General features: G+C 35.3%; 19 protein-coding genes. 8 read left to right on the top strand and 11 right to left on the bottom strand.

Annotation, left to right across the window (positions count from 1 at the left end):
* Positions 1–27: 27 nt before the first annotated feature.
* Genes CTN01_RS05800 through CTN01_RS05790 form a run of 3 tightly spaced genes read right to left on the bottom strand, consistent with a single transcriptional unit; the run spans position 28 to position 2,857 of the window.
* A complete protein-coding gene (locus tag CTN01_RS05800) occupies positions 28–870 on the bottom strand; it encodes a DUF2861 family protein (RefSeq protein ID WP_045148563.1) in 843 nt (280 codons plus the stop codon).
* Entirely contained in the window at positions 867–1,514 is a 648-nt protein-coding gene (locus tag CTN01_RS05795; protein ID WP_107188431.1) for a response regulator transcription factor, read from the bottom strand. Before CTN01_RS05795 ends, CTN01_RS05800 begins: the two co-directional genes overlap by 4 nt.
* On the bottom strand, positions 1,511–2,857 hold the full coding sequence (locus CTN01_RS05790) for an ATP-binding protein (RefSeq protein WP_249033676.1): 1,347 nt from the start codon (positions 2,855–2,857) through the stop codon (positions 1,511–1,513). Before CTN01_RS05790 ends, CTN01_RS05795 begins: the two co-directional genes overlap by 4 nt.
* 485 nt (positions 2,858–3,342) lie before the next feature.
* On the opposite strand from CTN01_RS05790, the gene CTN01_RS05785 reads away from it, so the two are divergent.
* Complete coding sequence (locus tag CTN01_RS05785; RefSeq protein WP_045148603.1) at positions 3,343–3,741, top strand: RidA family protein; 399 nt, start codon at positions 3,343–3,345, stop codon at positions 3,739–3,741.
* Between the two features lie 780 nt (positions 3,742–4,521).
* Here the strand turns inward: CTN01_RS05785 and CTN01_RS05780 are convergent.
* From CTN01_RS05780 to CTN01_RS05765, 4 genes are all read right to left on the bottom strand, one after another.
* On the bottom strand, positions 4,522–5,421 hold the full coding sequence (locus tag CTN01_RS05780; protein WP_052957880.1) for a C40 family peptidase: 900 nt from the start codon (positions 5,419–5,421) through the stop codon (positions 4,522–4,524).
* Between the two features lie 123 nt (positions 5,422–5,544).
* On the bottom strand, positions 5,545–6,600 hold the full coding sequence (locus CTN01_RS05775; RefSeq protein ID WP_080896183.1) for a hypothetical protein: 1,056 nt from the start codon (positions 6,598–6,600) through the stop codon (positions 5,545–5,547).
* A gap of 82 nt (positions 6,601–6,682) precedes the next feature.
* Positions 6,683–7,321: an outer membrane protein gene (locus CTN01_RS05770; RefSeq protein WP_052666592.1), complete on the bottom strand. Its 639-nt coding sequence runs from the start codon at positions 7,319–7,321 to the stop codon at positions 6,683–6,685.
* Positions 7,322–7,767: 446 nt separating this feature from the next.
* Positions 7,768–8,673: a LysR family transcriptional regulator gene (locus CTN01_RS05765; RefSeq protein WP_045148558.1), complete on the bottom strand. Its 906-nt coding sequence runs from the start codon at positions 8,671–8,673 to the stop codon at positions 7,768–7,770.
* A 114-nt stretch (positions 8,674–8,787) separates the two neighbouring features.
* Here CTN01_RS05765 and CTN01_RS05760 point away from each other — a divergent pair, with 114 nt between their 5' ends.
* The 5 genes from CTN01_RS05760 to CTN01_RS05740 all read left to right on the top strand — a co-directional run bounded on the left by CTN01_RS05760 (position 8,788) and on the right by CTN01_RS05740 (position 15,414).
* Entirely contained in the window at positions 8,788–10,152 is a 1,365-nt protein-coding gene (locus CTN01_RS05760) for an MFS transporter (RefSeq protein ID WP_107188430.1), read from the top strand.
* Positions 10,149–10,550, top strand: coding sequence for a hypothetical protein (locus CTN01_RS05755; RefSeq protein WP_045128214.1), 402 nt, complete (start codon positions 10,149–10,151; stop codon positions 10,548–10,550). Before CTN01_RS05760 ends, CTN01_RS05755 begins: the two co-directional genes overlap by 4 nt.
* Positions 10,551–11,238: 688 nt before the next feature.
* Entirely contained in the window at positions 11,239–12,714 is a 1,476-nt protein-coding gene (locus tag CTN01_RS05750; protein WP_045083166.1) for a peptide MFS transporter, read from the top strand.
* A 457-nt stretch (positions 12,715–13,171) separates the two neighbouring features.
* Positions 13,172–14,635 (top strand): ABC-F family ATP-binding cassette domain-containing protein, encoded by a 1,464-nt coding sequence (locus CTN01_RS05745; RefSeq protein WP_045148556.1) that lies wholly within the window; start codon positions 13,172–13,174, stop codon positions 14,633–14,635.
* Positions 14,632–15,414, top strand: coding sequence for a class I SAM-dependent methyltransferase (locus tag CTN01_RS05740; protein WP_045148554.1), 783 nt, complete (start codon positions 14,632–14,634; stop codon positions 15,412–15,414). Before CTN01_RS05745 ends, CTN01_RS05740 begins: the two co-directional genes overlap by 4 nt.
* Positions 15,415–15,498: 84 nt before the next feature.
* On the opposite strand, the gene soxR is transcribed toward CTN01_RS05740, so the two are convergent.
* Together soxR and CTN01_RS05730 are read right to left on the bottom strand one after the other, a co-directional pair.
* Entirely contained in the window at positions 15,499–15,939 is a 441-nt protein-coding gene (soxR, locus tag CTN01_RS05735; RefSeq protein WP_005366656.1) for a redox-sensitive transcriptional activator SoxR, read from the bottom strand.
* Between the two features lie 13 nt (positions 15,940–15,952).
* Positions 15,953–16,837 (bottom strand): LysR substrate-binding domain-containing protein, encoded by an 885-nt coding sequence (locus tag CTN01_RS05730; protein ID WP_045148552.1) that lies wholly within the window; start codon positions 16,835–16,837, stop codon positions 15,953–15,955.
* Positions 16,838–16,958: 121 nt separating this feature from the next.
* On the opposite strand from CTN01_RS05730, the gene CTN01_RS05725 reads away from it, so the two are divergent.
* Complete coding sequence (locus tag CTN01_RS05725; RefSeq protein ID WP_045132009.1) at positions 16,959–18,284, top strand: 6-phospho-beta-glucosidase; 1,326 nt, start codon at positions 16,959–16,961, stop codon at positions 18,282–18,284.
* A 41-nt stretch (positions 18,285–18,325) separates the two neighbouring features.
* Complete coding sequence (locus CTN01_RS05720) at positions 18,326–19,099, top strand: carbohydrate deacetylase (protein ID WP_045148551.1); 774 nt, start codon at positions 18,326–18,328, stop codon at positions 19,097–19,099.
* A 72-nt stretch (positions 19,100–19,171) separates the two neighbouring features.
* Here CTN01_RS05720 and CTN01_RS05715 read toward each other — a convergent pair whose 3' ends face one another.
* Both CTN01_RS05715 and CTN01_RS22730 read right to left on the bottom strand, forming a co-directional pair.
* Complete coding sequence (locus CTN01_RS05715) at positions 19,172–20,983, bottom strand: MOSC N-terminal beta barrel domain-containing protein (protein ID WP_045128208.1); 1,812 nt, start codon at positions 20,981–20,983, stop codon at positions 19,172–19,174.
* 165 nt (positions 20,984–21,148) lie between these two features.
* Entirely contained in the window at positions 21,149–21,325 is a 177-nt protein-coding gene (locus tag CTN01_RS22730; protein ID WP_162836217.1) for a hypothetical protein, read from the bottom strand.
* Between the last annotated feature and the right edge of the window lie 143 nt (positions 21,326–21,468).

Here is a 21,468-nt window from a genome sequence, read left to right as displayed (position 1 = left end):
AAACGATAAGTGAATTTAAATTGTCACCTATCTGTCTAAATTTATGAATGGAACTGCAACCCTATGAATATATTGAACTTTAATTCCTGGTTGATACTCATAAGCCATAGTCGTAGCTCTAAGATTATATGCGCCTAACGGGGGATGAAATTCTTTTTTAATCGTGATCTCTTTTCCTTGTTTTTTTATAACTATATTTTTACCTAGCTGATTATAATTAGCATCAAACCATTGAAGGAAAATACTAGGAACTGCACAGTTATTATTTAATTTTGGAAAGTTTAATTTTAGCTTATTACTATTTAATTGCTCAGGAATAAGCCAATCTTTAGTGTTATAGTTAGATATAATCATAGGAATTTCACTATTATTAGAGACTAACTTATAGACACCATTTTTAGGTTGGCTAACAAGATCTTTTGTTTCCCATTCTTGATAGGTAAGATTTTTATTCCATTTCCCCTTAAGGATTATCTCACCACTAGAGTCAAAAAGAATAAAGTTATTATTATTTCCTACTTGTTCTGCCGATATTTTTATTTGATAACCACTACTTGAGTGATTTATTCGGCTAATTATTGATAATGTTAGTTGAGTATATCCACTATTAACATTTTGGTTGAATAGGTGACCACAATTTGATTTTGATAATATGGCCTCTTTAACAGGTAACCATATTTTAGGCTTAATATTATTTTGACTTATCGCTAATAATAACTCTTGCCATGCTTGTTGAGGCATATCATTAAGTAAAGTATCCATTGTTGATCGCATTGGTGTATTACGAAATAATGAGTAGTCTTCAGGTTGACAAAAAGCGTTAATTGAAAAAGTTAACAGCGTAAGAGAAATACATTTATTTAACCTCATAAATGCTCCATTAAGCGATATCCGATACCACGATGTGTCTCAATGTCTAGACAAGGTAATTTGTTTCGTAGTCGTAATATATGATTATCTACTGTACGTGTTGAAGGAAATGCTTGATACCCCCAAATTTTATTAAGTAATTCATCTCGATGAAAAACACGTCCTTGATTTTGTACCAATAATAAGAGAAGTTGAAACTCTTTCGGCTTTAGAATTATTTGTTCATCTATATCACGCACTTCTCGCATAGATGTATCAATTGAAAGTGATTTATAGACAATAGCACTTGAACCTATAGGGCGTAAATGAGTAATGATGCGTGCTAATAGTTCTTCTTGAGAAAAAGGCTTTATCATATAGTCTTTTGCACCGCACATTAACCCTTCAATTCTATCTTCAATATCGACCTTAGCTGTCAAAACAATAACAGGTAATGCTTTTTTTTGTAGCCACCGAGGAAGGTGGCTAAGACTATCACCATCTTGAAGTTGTCGATCGAGAATCACGATGTCAGCATTTATCCATTTTTTTTCAGTATCTTGGGCACTTTCAACCCACGTACAATGATAACCGTTAGATTGTAAAAATGCTTGAAGACCTTGTCCTAGGAGTTGGTCATCCTCTACTAATAGAATTTTATTCATAATGGGAGCTCTAAGATTAAACGGGTAGGGTGTCTTTTTAAAATAACTTTTCCTCCAATATGTTCCATTAAATGGCTAACCAAACTCAGGCCAATTCCCATATTGTTTTTATTCAAAACTTGATTTGAGCTTTTTCGTTGCCAAAAGTAGGGAAAGTTTCCAGAATCCTTAACAATAACCATTAGACGATCTTGAGTTGTAACCTCAATTATTATTGGTGACTTTCCATGCTGTTTAGCATTTATTATAAGGTTGTTTAGACAGATCGTTAGCCAATAATAAGGAAGCTTAAGCGTTTTTTCTTCATCTAAATTGAAATTAATATTATGTTGTTCACAATTGTACTCCAGCCAATCTTTTATATTTGCCTTTTGATATGTGTACTTTTGATTATACTTAGAACTTAGATAACTTTTGCTTGCATCAGTAAGTTGAGAAAGACGTTCATAATCTTCAATCAGTCTCCATAAAGCATTTTGCGAATTATCATTCAGACTATCAAACTCTTGTCGGAAAAGTCCCACTGTCATTCCTAGGCTTGCAATAGGCGTACGAAGCTCATGTGTCAATAACTGTAAAATAAAACGCTTGTCTCGACTCTGTTTACGTTTTAGATATAGTGTGCGTCCTAACAATATGATTAAGAAAAATGAAAGAATCGTGGAAAATAAAACAATGATATTATTTTCAGGTTTGTTGTTTGCTATGCAAAGGTTACTGTATCGAAAGTTACATTGATTCGCATTGATAGATATTTCAAGTTTTTTTGCAAATGGTTGCCACTTATTATTTGGGATACGTTTCCACCCACTACCTCCGTTAAGCCAGAGAGCATCTGGTTCTAACCAAGCACGATAACCTGAAAGAAGAGCATCTCTCCCTTTTTTTGAAATTTTTTTGAATATGTCATTAAGGGGGTGGGATGGATTATCACCAGAAAATAAAGTATTAACCTTATTATCGTATGTTTTAACGTTCTCAAAATAGCGATCAGCAAATGTTCCACCTGCTGGGTGAATTTTCTCATGTGCTAAAAACCATGAGTAAGGTATAGGAATATTTTTACAACGATAAAGTTCAAATTCAATAGCACTTCCTAGTAAGGGATTATAAACGTCCGGAGCCTTACATTCTTGAATTACTTGTGATAATTGTTCTAGATCATGCCATGAAAAATGCTCGAAATCTGGATACTGAGCATTTGTAATAAGTAGTTGGTTAGGATATTGAGCGATTGAGTTTTGAGTTATTACAAGATCACTTTCATTCCATAGTCCATTGTAAAAATCTAGCCATGACTCTAACGTAGATGGTTCATGAGTACTACTCGAGAATAAGCTCACTGAAAGGAATATCGGATAAAGTAACGTCATCTTATAATTAGGTTAAAGTACATACTATTCTAAATATAGCTTAATTTAAGTTGTTAGTGTAACCTCAATGTAAACAAAATTTTTTAATTATAATTTTTTGAATGAATATAATATTTTCTCCTATATGTAGAAATAAAAGGCTTCCTGATTTTTATATATATTTTTTAACCCTAATGAGCTTTCTAATAGAAAACCAATAGCATTTTTTATAATCAATGTTTTATAAGGTGTTATTGTTAATTATTATATTCATCTTATATTCAGATTAATATTTGTTATATTTATAACCTGTTTAATTCATTTATTAATTAATTAATGATTACATTTTAAGGAAAGCATTTATGAAAAAATTTCTTTCAATCACTATTACATTAGCGATTGCTTCTATGAGTCAATTCTCATTTGCAAATAACCTTACACAAATAAAGCATCATGATAATAAAGCTCTCACCACTATGGATCCTCAAGTTATCCATACAGATAAAGCTCCTGCTGCCATAGGTCCATATGTTCAAGGAGTTGATCTTGGTAGTATGGTTTTAACTTCAGGCCAAATTCCTATAAATCCAATCACAGGTGAAGTACCTGTAGATGTTGAAAAACAAGCATATCAGTCCTTAGAAAATGTTAAAGCTATCGTTGAAGGCTCTGGTTTGAAATTTTCTGATATTGTAAAGATGACAATTTTCGTAAAAGATATGAATGATTTCGAAGCTATTAATAAAGTCTATGGAAAGTTCTTCGATACATTAAATGCCTCATATCCAGCAAGATCTTTTATTGAGGTTTCTCGTCTACCAAAGGATGTGAAAATTGAAATTGAGGCCATTGCGGTTCGTAGTAAACGTACTTAAATCGACTCACTTCTAAAACATTAATATTGTTTATAAATGCAGTGCTAATCAATTAAGTGTTGCATTTATTTCATGATCGCTTATCCCTAAGGATTAAAATGCACTTATGAATTTTATGATTTTAATTACTGTTGAACGTGAAAGTGGGTTCAAATCGAGCCGAGTTCCATTAACTTGATTTCCACGCTTTTGATAGAAAGTATGTAAGACTTTGAATTCCTATAGGCTTGTTTATCATTTGACTGAGCAGATAGAATTTGAGGACTTGCTTAGTATGAACAAAATTTTGTTGTGATGGAATCAAGAAAAGGTGTGTAGCTCTCTTGGGACGTATTTGAATAAGAGGTTATCCGTATCTTTAGCTATTACCTCATAACATTATGTTAGAGCTAACATTATAACGACATCATCTTTTTCGGCGCAGTAGTCCTCATTGATTTTGATATGGTTAAACTCAATCAGACGGAGAGTAGTATCACATTACGAAATTATATTAGTTAAAGATAGAGAACTTATTTCGAGATGCTTATGTTTTTATCTATCTTGTATGAAATGAGAGAATAAATTCTGCTTATAGAAAATATTATACTTGAAAATATTTGTGACTAATTCCAAAATTAGATAAAGCTATGCTCACTGATGAGTATAGACATTTCACGTTATTATTTTATCTTAAAAAATGAAAAGAGAGATGGCTTATATTAAATAAAAAATAGCCAACAATAATTTAAATGCAGGCTATCTTTAGTTATCTATCCACTAAATCTCTTTTTGAGCTATTTATGACTTAGAGGGGTTAATTAGTCTTCTAGCACCCAGATAAAGCTTTTTCCAATAGGGAGCATTTAAATTACTGATTTGAAGGTAGGGCGCATTATGACCTAAATTATTTGATACGGTTGCATCAATAAACTCGAGACGTCCATTATTATTAGCTAAAAACATTCCAACATGGGTTACTTTTGTTTCACCAAAAAAGAGAAGGTCACCGGGTTTAAGAGATGCTTTTGATACTTTCCTAAAACCATCCCACTCTGATTGTGGCTTAGAATCTCTGGGTAGAGATACTCCCATTGTTTTATACATTTGTTGAACAAAACCTGAACAATCAAATCCAAAGCTAGATCTGCCCCCCCATGTATATGGAGCTCCAATGAAAGCTTGGGATAAGTTAATCATTTCTGCCATGTTAAGCTTATCAAGACCAACACGTATATCTCCTCGTTGAATCCAAGCTGTTTTACCATCAAGAAGTCGGACTTTTATCCATCTTTGTTCTGTTTTGTCTGTATTGTCTATTGATGTTAACTTTACACCAAAAGGTAGTTTTAATAATGGTTTATACTCCCCTGTACTAGGAGAGCGGTAAATAAGTGGTTCTCTACTTAGCGTAGTAATTATATTACCACTCTCAAAATAGTTGTTAACATCAATAATCTCATCACTTTTGACCCATCCTTGATAGTCATCATTTGACTGTATTAAAAACCAGTTACTATCTTTCTTGATGATTTTGACTTTTTCTGCATATATAGCTTGAGAGACAATTGAACTATTTTCATTCGCAGCCTCATGCATGTTTGCAACTGGAACATTTATTCGTTCTGTTGCAGCAGATATATTGGGGAAAAAGATAATAGAAGTACTTAAAGAGAGGAAAACTTTTAAAAGTTTATTCATATTTTTATTTTTAAAACCAAATATAGTAGCACGCTCAAATATACCTATTTAAGCGTGCGTAATTTTCATCAAATAATTAAGGGTAAAATGCTATATAATATGATTTTTTAATTACTTATGTAATTAATATTCGTAAAAATAACCATTATTAGATCCTTTCTTATCATTATCCGAGCCCCAGAATATACCGTCCTTCATATTATAACCAGTAATCCCCTCGACTTTGTCATGTGGAAAATCGCGAAGTTTCTTTATATCAATTTTTTCTGGGCTACTAATATTTTGAATAAATTGATCATCTTCCAAGTGGAATGGATGAGTGGCTTGATAAATCGTTGAATGAGGTTGTTTAGCACTATCATCACCAGGATCAGAAGAAGCCACACCATATAAAGTATGTTCTTCTGTATTATAGAATAGATCTGAGATGCTTCGTTTTGTATCCCATTCTGATGGTGCATTAATTTGACCAACGAGTTTTAGATCAAGTGCCGTCCTACCATTTGTTAGGGAGTCTTCTAGTGGATCTATTTTAGTTGAATATAATTTTCCTGATTTTCTATCACCAAGAAGTATATTATAAGTTCCCTGAACAACAGTCGATGCTGCGCAAGCTAACCCTTCAAAGCTTGCATCAGCAAAGTCATCTGGATTTATGCCTTGAGTATAGGTTTTTACTATTGTCAATCCTGAGTCTAGTGCCTTAGGAGTAGGATCTCGTTCAATAAGGAATATACGACCAAATTTACCCTGATGGTAACCACTCTCAGCCGCTAGATAATAAGTATTATCTAATTTACAAATAGCTTCAAGGTCGTTAGTTATTCCATCTTCATCATCGTTTAATCCCGTGATCTCTGAATTAGGAATCTCTACCACTACTTGATTGCGCACAGTACCAAACCTTGGTAGATCAACTTCACCATCCATATTTTTATAATCAAAAACAGCTAAAGAACTATCACCTAGATGGTTTTTGGTTACTTCGTTATTATCCAATGCAAGTCCACTAATTGGAAAAAAACTAGTTTTTTGAGTATCAAATGAGCCATGGGATTCTGAATGAGAGTGATCTTCATCCCCACCTCCACTTCCACTTCCACATCCGATCAAACTAGTACCTAATGAACTTAAAATCAAAAGGCTTAATAGTTTCTTTGAGTATTTTTTATATTTCATATTTATTTCCGTGTATACTCAAAACTAGATAACTAAAAGCTTTGAGTTCTTTATTTCTATTAGGTTTTTTTAAAATGTAGTATTAAAAACTATATTTGGTACCAATGGTGAGCATATCAACAGAGGCTATTTCGTTGTAATTATCTTTAGTTACATTTCTATCGGTTAATTTGTTTGGCGTAGAGGCAAATACATGGCTATATTCGGCATTAATTTCTAAATTTTCAGTAATGTTGTAACCAACTCCGAACGCTGCTTTTGGCTTAATTTCTTTGTTATTATCATTTAAATTTTTCTTTGTATCGCCAGTTGTTTTTTGGTTTACATATGCAATGCCGGCTTTTCCGAATAAACTCCATTGCGGGTTGAATTTATATTTTACAACACTCAAAAGATCGAAATTATAACCTTTGTATTTGCTGTTTTGATCATCTAATTTATAAGAGTTCTCAGCGTATGTGTCGAAACCAAACTCAGCACCGTACTCTAATTTTTCTTGTTCCCATAGATAGCCGATATCTAGACCTGCAGCTAATCCCCCTAACTCTTCTTTTAATTTATATTTTGCATTCTCATGCCCAATACTCACAGTGTCCATACGACCAGCACCGACATTTACACCGATATAAGGTCCAGCTTTTGCTAATGCAACATTACTCATGAGAGTGCTTGAAATTAGTATTGCCGCTGTAGTGGCTTTACATGTCATATCATTACTCATTCTTAATTCGTTTAAAGTTCATTTATTAAACAATAACGAATAAGACCATTTGTAACCTATATGTCACTTTTTGTAACTTATTGATACTTCTACGGTATATATGATGCTATTTACCATAAGGTCCTGAAATTCATTTCTCATCCCGATTACGATGTTGCTAAATGGTCGACTCAGAAGGAATAGATGCTCATTTAGTAACATCTATCGCTCTATTAGAGTATAGGGGCAGCCATAAGAGTGGAGAAAAGTAGGGTTATTAGCCTAGAGTCAATCTATAACTTGAGGTTGATGAGGGTTTAATGATACCTGTGACCATTAAAGCTGGCATAGATTAGCTTATTATTAATAGGTACGGTTTTCCCCATATTCAGTTATCAATATTTTTATTAAGCCACGACATCGACAATAACTTTTGCAAGATAGCTGTGTCACTTTAGTTACGAGCATTATCGGATTGGTTCTTCAATAGGACTCTTATCAAATTGGCTTACTAAAAAATCAATCAAAGTTCGTTGTGCTGGCCCCATGAGTCTATTACGTGTAAATAGCAGAGAGATCTGTTGTGGCGGTGGACTATATTGTGAGAGTATTTCAATTAACTCTCCCTTTTTAACTAGATGGTTTGTTTGGAAATCTGGTAACTGAAGAATCCCTTGATCTTGCAAGCAGAACTCTCGTAAAACGTCAGAATCATTCGACTCTATTTCACCATTTACTTTTATTTGAATGACTTTGTCGTTCATCTGATAAGTCCAGCGCCTTGGTGTTTGTCTGTCGCTATTAATCAAACATGTATGTTGCTTAAGATCTTGAGGTATATGTACCTCACCATTGCGTTGAATATAATTTGCAGTGGCAACAGTTTTTATTTTGTATTCCCCTAATGAGCGTGCAATTAATTCTGAATCAACTAATTCACCAACTCGAAGCGCTAAGTCATACCCCTCTTCGATCAGGTTTACATGTCTGTTCGTTAGAAAAAGGGAAAGTTTCACCTCAGGATGTTGTTTTCTGAACAGTGATAATATGGACGGTAAAGTATACTTACCAAGAATCAATGGTGCTGTAATCCGTAATTCTCCTTTCAGTGTTGCTGTTGCTGGTGTCACGCCTTTTAACTCTTCAACGTTCTGACTTATCAACGCCATTTTGGCTAAGTATGCTCGCCCTTCAGTGGTTAAACCTATACTGCGCGTTGTGCGTTGTAACAAACGTACGCCTAACCATTTTTCTAACTCACTCACCTGTCGACTAACAGCCGATGGCACTAAGTTCATAGCATGGGCTGCGCCTGAAAAGCTTTTATGTTCAACAACTAGCTGAAAAGTTTCTATTGATTTAAGCAGATCCATACCATCTCATTATTCAAAAAAAATCACTAATTTTGTGAATTTTAGGTTATTTATTACATCTGGTGAACTATTTAATCTGTTGGTATATATCACTTCAAGAAGAAAGGTATCGATGTGAGTTATCGCTACAAAATAGCATCAGTTTTTTTAATTAGTTTTTTCCTCGACTGTATCAATATTTTTATGTCGGCTATTGCGCTTCCCTCAATTGCGAACACGTTCAATACTGGTACTGTAAATGTCGCATGGGTTGCAAATTCGTACATTCTCGGAATGACGTTAGTTATTCCTATGAGTACTTGGTTAGCCAGTCGTTATAGCTCTAGAAACGTTTTAAGTTTTTCTATGGCCTTATTTGGATGCTCAGTATTTTTCTGTGGTTTATCAACGAGTTTATATGAATTGATAGGTTGGCGATTTATACAAGGTATTGGAGGAGGGTTAATGATTCCAATCGGTCAGTCATTAACGTTTAGTCTTTTCCAACAAAAACAACGAGCTAAGGTATCAACTTTTATTATGATGGTCGCATTAATCGCGCCAGCCATATCACCTACGATAGGGGGACTGATCGTTGAACATTTATCCTGGCATTGGGTATTTTTTAGCAGTGCACCACTCTCAATCATCGTATCCATACTGGCATGGCATTGGGTTGATAATGATAATAAAGCAGACAGTGAACGACCTGATATTAAGGGCCTATTTCTAGTCAGTACTGCTTTGATTGCACTATTAGTTGGTATGTCAATTTATTCGAATAGTCAGTATGGGATAAAAGCAGAACTCATTGGAACCTTTGCTATTGTTGCTGCTTTAATATTGGTGGGTATTTATATCGAACATGATAAAAACCACCACGATCCAATAATTAATTTAAGTTTATTCAAAAATAATAAGCTGACATTATCGATTATTATTTATTACGCCATTCCTGGCGTATTTACTGGCATCAATCTACTTAATATTTTCTTTTTACAAGACGTTTTACATTTTAGTGCAGATAAGACCGGTATGTTTATGATTTTATACGGTATTGGTGCATTTATTGCCATTATTGCTTGTGGAAAAACTTACAATCATATTGGGCCGAAAAAACTGTTTGTTATCAGTTTACTTATACACAGTGCAGGTGTTGCGAGTCTACTGTGGGTCCATTTAGGCTCACCAATATATGTAATTATTTTGGCATACATATTAATGGGGTTGGGAGGAGGCCTAGGGGCAAACTGTGCTCAGACCACAGCATTGATGGACTTTGATGAACATCAGATGCTTAAAGGCAGTGTCATTTGGAATATTAATCGACAGATTTCATTCTGTGTAGGTGCTGCTTTTTTTACTATGTTATTTAATTTGTTTTGTATGAATGCCCATTTCCAAAATGCTGATGCTTACCATCTTACATATTTGATCGCGGTTTTAATTGGTATTTTCACACTTATATTTATTGTAAAAAGACAAAAGGTAACATTATGAATAAAGCAATCATGCTTGCATCAGAAAATATACACACGCTTCATAAATGGATACAACAAGTTTTCACCGATAGAAATGGAAAAGGACTTGAGGTGATGGAGGAGTTAATATCTTCTTTTGAGCCAGAGTTTACAATGATTACTCAGCAAGGGAAGGTAATTGGACTCCCTGAAGTAAAACAACTGTTCACCAGTTCTCTTGGAAAGCGACCTAAACTTGAAATAATGATTGAAGATATTGTTCCTATTTTTGACGATAAAGGGATTGTTACGATTCGCTATTGTGAAATTCATCACGAGTGCCACCAATATAAAAAACGAATTTCAACAGCAATAATTGATACATCAAGTGAAAAACTGCGTTGGTTGTACTTACATGAAACGCCAATATCTGAATGATGATTTGTTATAGATAATTATTTTAATAGAGTAAATTAAATACTTAGATATTTAACTTACACTTTTTAATTCCAAACTAATTTATAATAGTATTATCTTGTTTATAAATATTAAGGCCCCCTTTATAAGGGGCTTTTTTATGTGTAAGTTAAAATTTGCAGGTAGATAATATATAGATACCAATGGGGGTTTATGTTGCAAAAGTGTTGCATTTACAGTCATATAAATTACATATAAATCTAAATGAGAAATATTTATCTTATTTAGTTGAGATTTTAAGGCGAAAAATTCTTTAAATTGGATTTTCCTCACTATTTTTTATAAATGTTAATGGCAATCTAACTTCGCATGCTTAATTGGTATGCGTAAGGGCATTTACGTTTATGGATGTATATAACTTAAGGTAATAAGTAAAGATTCACCTTTTGATTTTTTTGGATGGTGAAATTTCTTAATACTTTGGTTTTATATATTTTTTGAAATTGAAATTATTGTATTTAATGAAGCTTTATTGCTTTTATTTATATCATGATTTTTATCATTCAGACGTCTCTGTAGTTAAATTTATACACTGAAACTTGAGAGAGATGAAAACGTAAGTGATGCAAGTAATGCTATTAATTCTGAGGTGTTAACATTTTAAAGAGATTAATAGCACTAGGGAAAGCACTTATAAAATGAGACGATTATGTGGAATAAATTAAATAAATCGATGATGTTTTGCCAAGCAATGTTTGGCTTATCGTTCTATGGAGTCATGATCATATTGACTCGCTTTTTCTTAGAAGATCTTAATTATAGCGAAGCCGATACAATGATGGTTGTTGGCGCGTTTTCTTCTATTGGTCCACTTTTTGCGATTGCTGGTGGGTTTATTGCTGATAAATTGTTGGGCTCTTATCGATCACTAACGATCGCATATGGGGCATTTGCCCTTGGTTACGCCTTATTAGTAATAGGTGCGTCATCGGCAAATATTCCATTAAGTTTGGTCGGTATCGCTTTAGCAAGTTATGCCCGAGGCATGATGGCACCTTCTTATCCTAGCCTTTATAAGCGTACTTTTAAATCTGAAGCTGATTTTGAAAACTGTTACCCACTAAACTACTCAGTCAACAATCTTGGCGCTCTACTGGGTCAATACCTTTTCCCTTTATTTGTATTTGGTATTGGTTTTAATGGTAGTTTCGGTCTGTCATGTATACTTGCAGCTGTGGCTTTTATTGTACTACTTGTCATGCATAAGCCATTATCTAAACTCTCTTCTGATAATGAACAAGAAAATACTGTCAGTACAAAAAATATAATGTCTTTCATCGTTATTTCAATTGCAATGATAGCGCTTGTTTTCTTCATGTTTTCTAACATGGATGTAGGGCAGTATATTGTGTATATCATTGGTGGTGCAGCACTTTTGTACCTGTTTGTACTTATGTTTCGTGGTACAAAGTCGGAAGGGCTTCGTATTGGTACCATGTTTATTATGACGTTACTAACAACGTGTTTCTTTGTTTACTACGGTCAAATGATGACATCAATGACCATGGTAACAATTAACACTATGCGTGGTGATTTATTTGGTTTCATCCCCATTGCACCAGAATCGGCAATGGCTATGAATCCGCTATGGTGTATCGTTGGTGGCCCACTTGTTACATGGTTCTTCACTTCAATGGAGAAGAAAGGGCGTCCAATCTCTGCTGGCACTAAAATTGCGATTGCATTTGTTCTGGTTGCAATATCTTTTGGCATCTTAACATTAGCAGTAACAAATGTAGGTCAAGATGCAATCATTAGCCCTAACGTATTCTTCTCTGTATATGCCTTTATGTCTATTGGCGAAGTCATTGTGGGAAGCTTTGTAGTCGCGTTTGTTTTATCTGTAGCGCCTAAAGCCATTGAAAATTTCTCAGTGAGCCTCTTTTATATCGCTCAAGCACTAAGTGGTATTCTGGGTGCTGTTGTTTCAACGAGTGTGGCACTAGAAAAAGGACAACAAGTCACCCAGCAAGTGGTACAGAACCTATATGGTAACTATTTCCAATTGTTAACAATCCTTGCTGTGGTAATGGTTTTGATTGCACTGATATGTTCGGCAATTATCCGTAAAATGCTAAAGTCTGCAGATGAGCATCATGCCATTGAATTACAAGCAGCTAATTAGTATTTAGATGAATGTAAGTGATTAATAATTAGTGATTGTTTAATTACTTTTTTAAACGAGCTGTGGCTTAGTATTACGAGTCACAGTTCAATTTTTAAGAGTTATTTGTAAATCACTGTTTCACTACAGATATACATTTATTAATTAAAATAATCGTATATCTAGTTTTTTGAAATTACTAAATAATGCATAATTTTATGTTGTAATCAAAAATAAGATCCATTATCTTAAAAGAGTAAATTCCCCGCATCTAAATAGGAAGCTAAGCCAAGTGAACAAATAACGCCTGTATTCATTTTAAATAACATAATCATTTAATACTGAACACAGGGTTAGTAGGCTTAGCTTAGTAATCTATAAAATCTCGTATTTCAATTATTTATACTTTTACTACGTATAGAAAAATTGTCATATCACCTAAGTTAAGCTGAATTATGCCCTGTCTCTAGGAGGATATATGCATATTCGATTTAATAATTTAGGGTTGTCCAATAATTCAAAAGTGCTATTCAATAATTTTACTACTCAGGTGAATGAAGGCGATCGTATTGCGATTATCGGTCGCAATGGGAGTGGAAAAACAAGTTTACTTAACTCCATTATTGGTAAGCTTTCACCGAGTGAAGGCTCTATTGATATTTCAAATGATGTAGTGATTGGTTATGTTAGCCAATTGGATACACACAACATGAAACTCAGTGGTGGACAACGCTTTAATAAACGCTTGTCTAAGGCGTTATCAAAATATCCTGATATTTTAATTCTCGATGAACCGACGAATAACCTTGATGAGGATAATCGTAAGAGCTTAATTAATATGCTCAAATATTTTTATGGCACATTGATTATAGTCACTCATGATATTGAATTGATTGACAAAGTCACACATATCATTTGGGATGTTGCCTCTGAGAAGATAGCGGTTTTTAATGGTCGTTATAGTGATTACCAACAAGAGAAACGGTATAAAAGTCATCGAATAACCAGTGAGATAAATCAGCTTGAGAAAGAAAAGAAATTAGTACACCAGAAGCGAATGAAAGAGCAAAAACGAGCTTCAAATAGTAAAGCCAAAGGGCAAAAACAGATTGATAACAGGAAATGGCCAACGGTTGTTAGTAAGGCTGCAATGAACCGAAGTAATACTACAGCAAACCAAAAGAAAGCCGTCATTACACAAAGTCAAACCGCCCTTAGAGATAAGCTGAAAAATTTACATTTTATAGAAGACATACATCCTCATTTCGATATTAACCAGTATGATCAGGTTAAGGGATATATTCTATCTATTTCTGAAGGTTATCTTAAATATAAAGATGAACAAGCATCAATTTTAGAAAATATAAACTTTCGAATAATGTCAGGAGATCGGGTTGTTCTAAAAGGTAAAAATGGGACCGGTAAATCGTCATTTATTAAAGCACTGCTTGGTGAAAATAATATTGATATTCAAGGTTCTTGGCGTTTAATTGGTGCCAATGATATTGGATATTTAGATCAACATTATGAAAATCTTAATGATAAATTGAGTGTGTTTGACAGTGTAAAAGAAATAAAACCTGAATGGAGTGTACAAGAGGTTAGACATAAACTGAACGAGTTTTTATTTAAAAATAACGAAGAGGTATTTAAGACCGTCAATCACTTATCGGGTGGTGAAAAAGCCAGACTATCACTTTGTATTATTTCAATGTTAAACCCGAAGTTACTGATTTTAGATGAAGTAACAAATAACCTAGATATTGAAACAAAAGAACATGTCAGCAGTATTCTCGCAAGTTACCCAGGTACACTTTTAATTATTTCGCATGATGAAATGTTTATTAGCAAGGTTCGGTGCCAGCGCTTAATTGAAATTCAAAATAAGCAGTTTATTGAATTAAATAATAAAGACGTTTATATATCAGGAGACGAATTTTGAGAGATATTATCAAGTATAACTGCGCTGTCTGGGATAACTTAGCGAAAAGTGGCAGTAGATGGACGTTGCCCGTCGATACGGAGGTTATTAAGCAAGCCCAAGCTGGGACTTGGTCGGTACATATTACGAAAAAACCGCTGCCTAGTGATTGGCTACCTAAAGATATCCAAGGTAAGAAAATCCTTTGTTTAGCTTCTGCTGGTGGGCAACAAGCACCTGTATTAGCTGCCGCTGGTGCTGACGTAACCGTGGTTGATATTTCTTTAGAACAACTCGCAAAAGATGAGTTTGTTGCTAAAAGAGACGGTTTAATGTTGAGAGCAATTCAGGCTGATATGACAGACTTGAATATGTTAGAGGATAACATCTTTGATTATATAGTTTCGCCGATTTCAAACCTATATATCCCTGATTTAACGCGTCTATGGACCGAGTGTTATCGTGTTCTGGTGTCTGGCGGTATATTGTTGGCGAGCTTTTATAACCCAGTATTGTTTATTTTTGAACGTTCGGAATTATTGGAGAAACGAGGATTGATAAAGCCGAATTTCATTTTGCCTTATTCAGATATTGAGAGCTTATCGAATGAGAAATATCAACAAAAATTAGAACAAGGTGAGGCAATAATTTTTGGTCATACCTTGTCACAACAAATTGGCCTTCAAATGGAAGCCGGCTTTTTACTCGCAGGGTTCTATGAAGACCAACACCCGACACCACGATTTATTATTGAAAAACACATGGATACATTAATCGCAACTAAAGCGATCAAACCTTAATTATTGATCTTATGAAGTGACCAAAGAGCCCACTTGAGACTGGGCTCTTAAGAAGGTTTAGTACGTTAAGAAGAAAAGTTGAATCTAGTTATTACTCTTTGGTGTGATTAACTTAGCGCCTGGTGAGGTGATGCCGTTAACATCATTATTGTTATATAGCGCGCAACTTTCCATTGATAAGCAGCCACATTGAATACAACTGCCTAACTGGTTTTGTAGTTGTTTTAACTCATTCATTTTATCTTCAAGCTTTTGATGCCAAAGTGTAGAAAGTTGTTCCCATTGCTCTTTTTTTACATTTTCGTTTAAGGGAATATGAGCTAAAGCTTGCTTTATTTCTTGTAATGTTAAGCCTACATTTTGTGCTGCTTTTATTACGGCAATACGGCGCAGTACAGAGCGCTTATAACGGCGCTGGTTGCTCGCAGTTCTATAACTAAGAATAAGCTCTTTTTGTTCGTAAAAATGTAACGCCGAAACACTGACGCCTGCGCGTTTTGCAACTTGTCCTACACTCAATTCCATTTGATTCTCCACATCACATATTTATTTGTTCTTGTAGCCAGTTTTTAAAGGCAAGGTATTTAGGCCGTTCTTCCATCCCTTTCATGCAGGCAATATAGTAGTTTAAATCTGATGGTATAGCTGAAAAAGGGGTCACGAGTTGCCCTGATGCTAATGGTTTTTCTATTAACTGTTGACGTCCAATAGCAATGCCTAATGAGTTTATTGCCGCTGTTATATACAAATTACTTTGATTAAAACTATAGGTTTTTTGGTAACAATCAATATCACTATTGTTTGCTGTTAGCCATCTGGGCCAAGCTTTCGATTGTGTTCGGTGTATAAATGTTGCTTCTTCTAAACCCTTAATACCTTTCTCAATTAATCCTAACTGTTGTGCATATTGAGGGCTACAAACAGGGATCAGGTTTTCATTAAATAATAATTCGGTATGTAAATCAGGATGATTAGGCTTGATGTAATAAATCGCTAAGTCGATAGGCTCATACCTAAAGTCATGAATTGAGTCTTTAACTTGAATACGGACATCAAGGTTGGGGTAGCGCTTTTGAAAAGATGTTAAACGAGGGATAAGCCATGATGCCGCAAAATTATTTGAGGTACCAATAAACAACTCACCACTTAGTTCATTGTGTTTGATGTCATTAAGCTCACTGTAGATAGCATCGAATGACTGTGATACAGCCATCTTTAGCCGTATACCTTCAGGAGTCAGCTCGAGTTTGCGAGTGAGCCGAATAAATAATTTAAACCCAAGCTGTTGTTCTAAATTTTTAATTCGATGACTTACCGCACTTTGAGACATATTTAAATATGATGCCGCTTTGGTAAAACTAAGCTCTCTGGCTGCAATATTAAATACATGCATATTTGCCATTAGAATTTGTTGTTTATCCATTCAACCTCCTTATGCATGAGTAAAACTCATTTATAGGCGATAAGTCTTCGTTTGTTAAGGCTGTTGAAACGGTTTTTAATGAATTTATCTAAACTGTAATGTTTTGCTAAAGGAAAAGAGAATGAAAAAGCCATTAAAAATTGTTGTGATTGGTGCAGGCTCTAGTTATACCCCAGAACTTATTGAAGGCTTATTAGTCCGTAAAGATGAAATGCAGATTTCAGATTTATGGCTCGTTGATATTGAAGATGGATGGGAAAAAGCGCAAATCATTGCAGCGTTAGCGAAAAGAATGGTAGATCGTGCCGGTGTTGATATGACAATTCACCTAACACAGGATCGACAATTAGCATTAAAAGATGCTGACTTTATTTGTTCTCAATTTCGAGCTGGTGGACTTGAAGGGCGGATAAGAGATGAAAAAATCGCTCTTAAATACGGTATGATTGGGCAAGAAACCAATGGGCTTGGTGGCTTTGCTAATGCTTGTCGCACTATCCCTATTGCTCTCGATATCTGTCGGGACATTGAAGCACTATGTCCTGATGCGTGGCTTTTAAATTTCACTAACCCATCGGGTATGGTGACAGAGGCTATTTTGAAGCACACGAATGTTAAAACGGTAGGACTATGTAATGTGCCTGTAACGATGCAAAAAGGGGCGGCAGCAATCTTAGGCTGTAAAGAACAAGATTTAATGATCCAAATTGCAGGTTTGAATCACCTCGTTTGGGCTACTCAAATATTACATCAAGGGCAAGATAAACTTTCTGAAGTACTAGAGGCTGTATTAGCGGGGAACGACAGTATGGTGCCACAGAATATTCCGCCGTTCGCTTGGCCTGAAAATTTGGTTCGCTCGCTAGGTATGATCCCTTGTGCTTATCTTCGTTACTATTATCAAAGCCAAGATATGTTGGATGAAGAAGTGAAAGAGTTGCAACACCAAGATCAAGGTTGCCGTGCTGAAGTTGTAAAATCGATAGAGAAGAAATTATTTGATATTTATCGCGATCCTCACCTTGATGTAAAACCCAAAGAGTTAGAACAACGTGGTGGTCAATATTATTCAGAAGCTGCGTGTGAATTAATGAATGCTATTCATAATGACAAGCGTTCAGTTATGCATGTTAATACTCGTAATAATGGGGCAATTTCAGGTCTTCCTGATGACTGTGCTGTTGAAGTGAGTGCGATGATCACCAGTGCTGGCCCTATTCCTTTTAATGTTGCGCCTCTGCCGACCGATACTCTGCGCTTAATTCAATTAATGAAAGAGTTTGAGACCTTAACGGTAAAAGCAGCAGTCGAAGGGGATATGAATGCGGCTATTCGCGGATTGATTTTAAACCCTATCGTACCAACAGGACATGTACTAGAGCAGGCATTAGCTGAAACGATTGAAGCGAATCGAGCATATATGCCTCAGTTTTCTCATCTGCATTAATCGTTAGTCATATTGTTTAAGTCTCTGTAGAGGATTGGTAAATGAAATTAATAATGAATGCCGATGATTTTGGGTTAACAGAGGGGGTTAACCAAGCGATAATTCAGTGTTTACAGGCTGGCATTGTGCAATCAACAACATTAATGGTGAATCAACCGGGGACGTTAGATGCCATTACCAGAATGAAAAAAGGTGAATGTGGCGATGCCGATGTTGGATTACATATTACATTAACGTCGGGTAAACCTGTGCTCGAACCTGAAAAGGTAAGGAGTTTAGTTGATAACAATGGCTATTTTCTTAAAAAGCCTGAACTGTTCTCTCGCCAGTTATCAGAGATAGATCAAGAGCAAGCTTATCAAGAAATGCATGCACAATATGCTTGTGCGTTGGCTTTAGGTTTAGAACCTAGCCATATTGATACTCACCATTTTGCAGCAACTATCCCATCGATTAAACATGCCTTTATTCGTTTTTTAAATGATATCGGTTTGCCAGCAAGACGTGTTGATGTGATGACGGAAGGAATGAGGGATTTAACGGTCGCAACACCAGATATCTTTGATATGGGCTTTTTTGATGAGGGGGTGTCGCTATCAAGGTTAAAAGGTTATTTACTTGAATACCAGGCACAGTTTACTCATACATGCGTCGAATTTATGTGTCATCCTGGTTTAGCCGACGATCCACTATTACAATCATTATCAAGTTATAGTGATAAGCGCTTTGAAGAGTTACAAATTCTAACCGATCCTCAATTTAAGCTATGGTTAAAACAGCATAAGATCACGCCGACGAATTTCTCCGCATTATAGTTAATAAGTGATGAGCGATGTTGAGTACCGTGATAGTTATCGTTTTAATGAGTAACTATCACGGTGACTTATTTATTGCTCAATCGTGATATTTGATGTTGGGATTGAACAACAGGCTAGTACTACACCTTGTTGTTTTTCTTCTTCACTCAATGCTGCGCTGTCTTGTTGTAATACATTCCCTTCAGCCACTTTTACTTTACAGCGTCCACATAAACCTGCACGACAACCACTTTTTATTGGTAGCTCTGCCGCTTCAATTTGATCTAACAAGCTAGCTTGGTTGTTACCTGTAAATTGTTGCTGCTTATATTGGATGTTAAGTGATTGTTCTTGTTCTGGCTTGGTCAATACTTTATTAAATAGCTCTTGATGAAAGCGATCGGTCGGTAAGCCTTGGTTTCTTAATAACTCTTGCGCTATTTGGTTAAAACCACTGCTGCCGCATACATAAGCATGGTAGTTATCTTGTATGTCAATGTTCGCAAAGTGCTCTGAGCAAATACGTCCATGATAAGCATGTGATGTATCATTATCTTGAGTTAAACAGATATGAATACTAATTTCTGGGTGGTTTCGTTGTATTTCAGCAAGCTCAGCAGCAAAAGGAATGTCTGTTTGTGTTTTACAGTAATGATAAAAAGTTAGTCCCTGAGTATTTTTCTCAGAAATTAAGCTGCGTAGCATCGACATCATAGGTGTAACGCCACTACCAGCAGAGAGCAGCAAGGTGTTTTGATGTTTATGTGGCTCGAGGTAAAACTGACCTGATGGTTTTTCACTCCATATCGTATCACCGACTTGTAAGTTATCGTGAAGCCAGTTTGACACAGTTCCTTGCTCAATTCGTTTAACTGAAATAGTGTATTCTTGCTCTAGTGGTGATGAAGACAGCGTATAACAACGTTCAACGATATTACCGTTAATCGCAATACGAATAGGAAGGTACTGTCCTGGTAAGTATGGTGCTAAAGCTGTGTCTTTTTGTGCTTTAAAAGAAAAAGAAACAAAATCTTTTGCAATGATTTCACGCTTAACGCAGGTCAGGGCAACACGTTGGTCTGGGTATGTTTCTGGAGTACGGTGCTCTAACACTTCAACCTGATCCCCTTGACGAACAATGCCTTCTTTTACCACGATGGCATTCATGCCAAAGTTCACGTTAGTTGGAATGACTTTATCTGTACGAAAGGTCATGAGTGTTGCAAGGGGTTCATTATTATCTGCTTTTTTTGCGGTACTAGGATCATAGTTTACTAATACACAGCGGCTACAAGGAGCCTTAATTTCAAGTTCTACTTCACCAATACGTATTCTTTTCCAACTATCTTCAGCAAATGCATTAACTCCAGAAACGACTAAGTTGGCACGAAACTTATCCATCGAATGGACTTCCTGAGCACGATCATTCAGCGCATTTAGTGATGCTTCAGAGACAATCATAACTGGAAAGTTATCAGCAAAACTGACTTTAACTTGTGCTTTGCCTCCTATACGCTGGCTTTCGACACCGTTATAAAGCAGTTGTGCTGGTTGCCCAATAATTTCACTGACCCATAGGTCTGCATCACTCGATGTTGTGTAAGCTTCGCAATTATCATTCCATACAGCAGTGGAAGTCGTCATAAGTGCTAATTGTTCAAAGCTCAAAGAGAGTGGCGGTTTATTTGGGTAATTAAAAAGTAAACCGTTAGACTCAATAGTTGTACTGATAAGCAGTAGCTGGGGATAACGACGAGAGGTGATCATCGAACCGTCAGTGAGTGCAATCATAAAGCGTCGATCAAGATCAATACCCGCTGATTTAACATAAGCCTGAGATAGAGAGATTTTCTGAGTGGATTTGATGGGAAAGATATTGATCTGGGAAAGTACTTTATTCACTGGGCACCCTAAAAAGAAAACGACATTTGTTTGATGAACAATAGGGTGAAAATGTTAGTAAAATGTCAGCGTGTATGTGATTGCTTTTAAATCGGCTGCTTTTAGGTATTAATTGAGTGAAAATGACAGTATTGTAAATAAGAAAACAGATAGCCTGTCCTCTTTTTAGTTCCGTTCTGACTTACTAGCAGCCTCATCTTTTTTCTGATTTACACAACAGTCTCCAATCACGCCGTCTTTTTTCGCTTTAATAGAAAGTTGAATGTATAAAAAGATGATGAAAAATAGGAATAACACTAAAGAAATAACAACATAGAGTGGAAGTAATTCATCGTTACTCATAGCTTTTTCCTCATTAACTTAAAGCGATTATCATTTAATATAATAGATAATTTTAATAATGTTAGTTTGTTTTTACTCTAAAAATGAAAACATAAATATTAAATTTTTTTAAATAAGTTATTGGATTTATTTGTCTGATACAG

The sequence above is a fragment of the Photobacterium angustum genome, assembly GCF_003026365.1.
GTDB lineage: Bacteria > Pseudomonadota > Gammaproteobacteria > Enterobacterales > Vibrionaceae > Photobacterium > Photobacterium angustum.
The sequence above is the reverse complement of the archived record's forward strand: the minus strand, read 5'-3'. Positions and strand labels throughout refer to the sequence as shown.

Bases quoted from the DNA above. Each gene is read 5' to 3' on its own strand.
- CTN01_RS05770 (WP_052666592.1), bottom strand. From the start codon at position 7,321: ATGAGTAATGATATGACATGTAAAGCCACTACAGCGGCAATACTAATT.
- CTN01_RS05750 (WP_045083166.1), top strand. From the start codon at position 11,239: ATGTGGAATAAATTAAATAAATCGATGATGTTTTGCCAAGCAATGTTT.
- CTN01_RS22730 (WP_162836217.1), bottom strand. From the start codon at position 21,325: ATGAGTAACGATGAATTACTTCCACTCTATGTTGTTATTTCTTTAGTG.
- CTN01_RS05795 (WP_107188431.1), bottom strand. From the start codon at position 1,514: ATGAATAAAATTCTATTAGTAGAGGATGACCAACTCCTAGGACAAGGT.
- CTN01_RS05745 (WP_045148556.1), top strand. From the start codon at position 13,172: ATGCATATTCGATTTAATAATTTAGGGTTGTCCAATAATTCAAAAGTG.
- CTN01_RS05720 (WP_045148551.1), top strand. From the start codon at position 18,326: ATGAAATTAATAATGAATGCCGATGATTTTGGGTTAACAGAGGGGGTT.
- CTN01_RS05730 (WP_045148552.1), bottom strand. From the start codon at position 16,837: ATGGATAAACAACAAATTCTAATGGCAAATATGCATGTATTTAATATT.
- CTN01_RS05725 (WP_045132009.1), top strand. From the start codon at position 16,959: ATGAAAAAGCCATTAAAAATTGTTGTGATTGGTGCAGGCTCTAGTTAT.
- CTN01_RS05800 (WP_045148563.1), bottom strand. From the start codon at position 870: ATGAGGTTAAATAAATGTATTTCTCTTACGCTGTTAACTTTTTCAATT.
- CTN01_RS05755 (WP_045128214.1), top strand. From the start codon at position 10,149: ATGAATAAAGCAATCATGCTTGCATCAGAAAATATACACACGCTTCAT.
- CTN01_RS05765 (WP_045148558.1), bottom strand. From the start codon at position 8,673: ATGGATCTGCTTAAATCAATAGAAACTTTTCAGCTAGTTGTTGAACAT.
- CTN01_RS05780 (WP_052957880.1), bottom strand. From the start codon at position 5,421: ATGAATAAACTTTTAAAAGTTTTCCTCTCTTTAAGTACTTCTATTATC.
- CTN01_RS05775 (WP_080896183.1), bottom strand. From the start codon at position 6,600: ATGAAATATAAAAAATACTCAAAGAAACTATTAAGCCTTTTGATTTTA.
- CTN01_RS05785 (WP_045148603.1), top strand. From the start codon at position 3,343: ATGGATCCTCAAGTTATCCATACAGATAAAGCTCCTGCTGCCATAGGT.
- soxR (WP_005366656.1), bottom strand. From the start codon at position 15,939: ATGGAATTGAGTGTAGGACAAGTTGCAAAACGCGCAGGCGTCAGTGTT.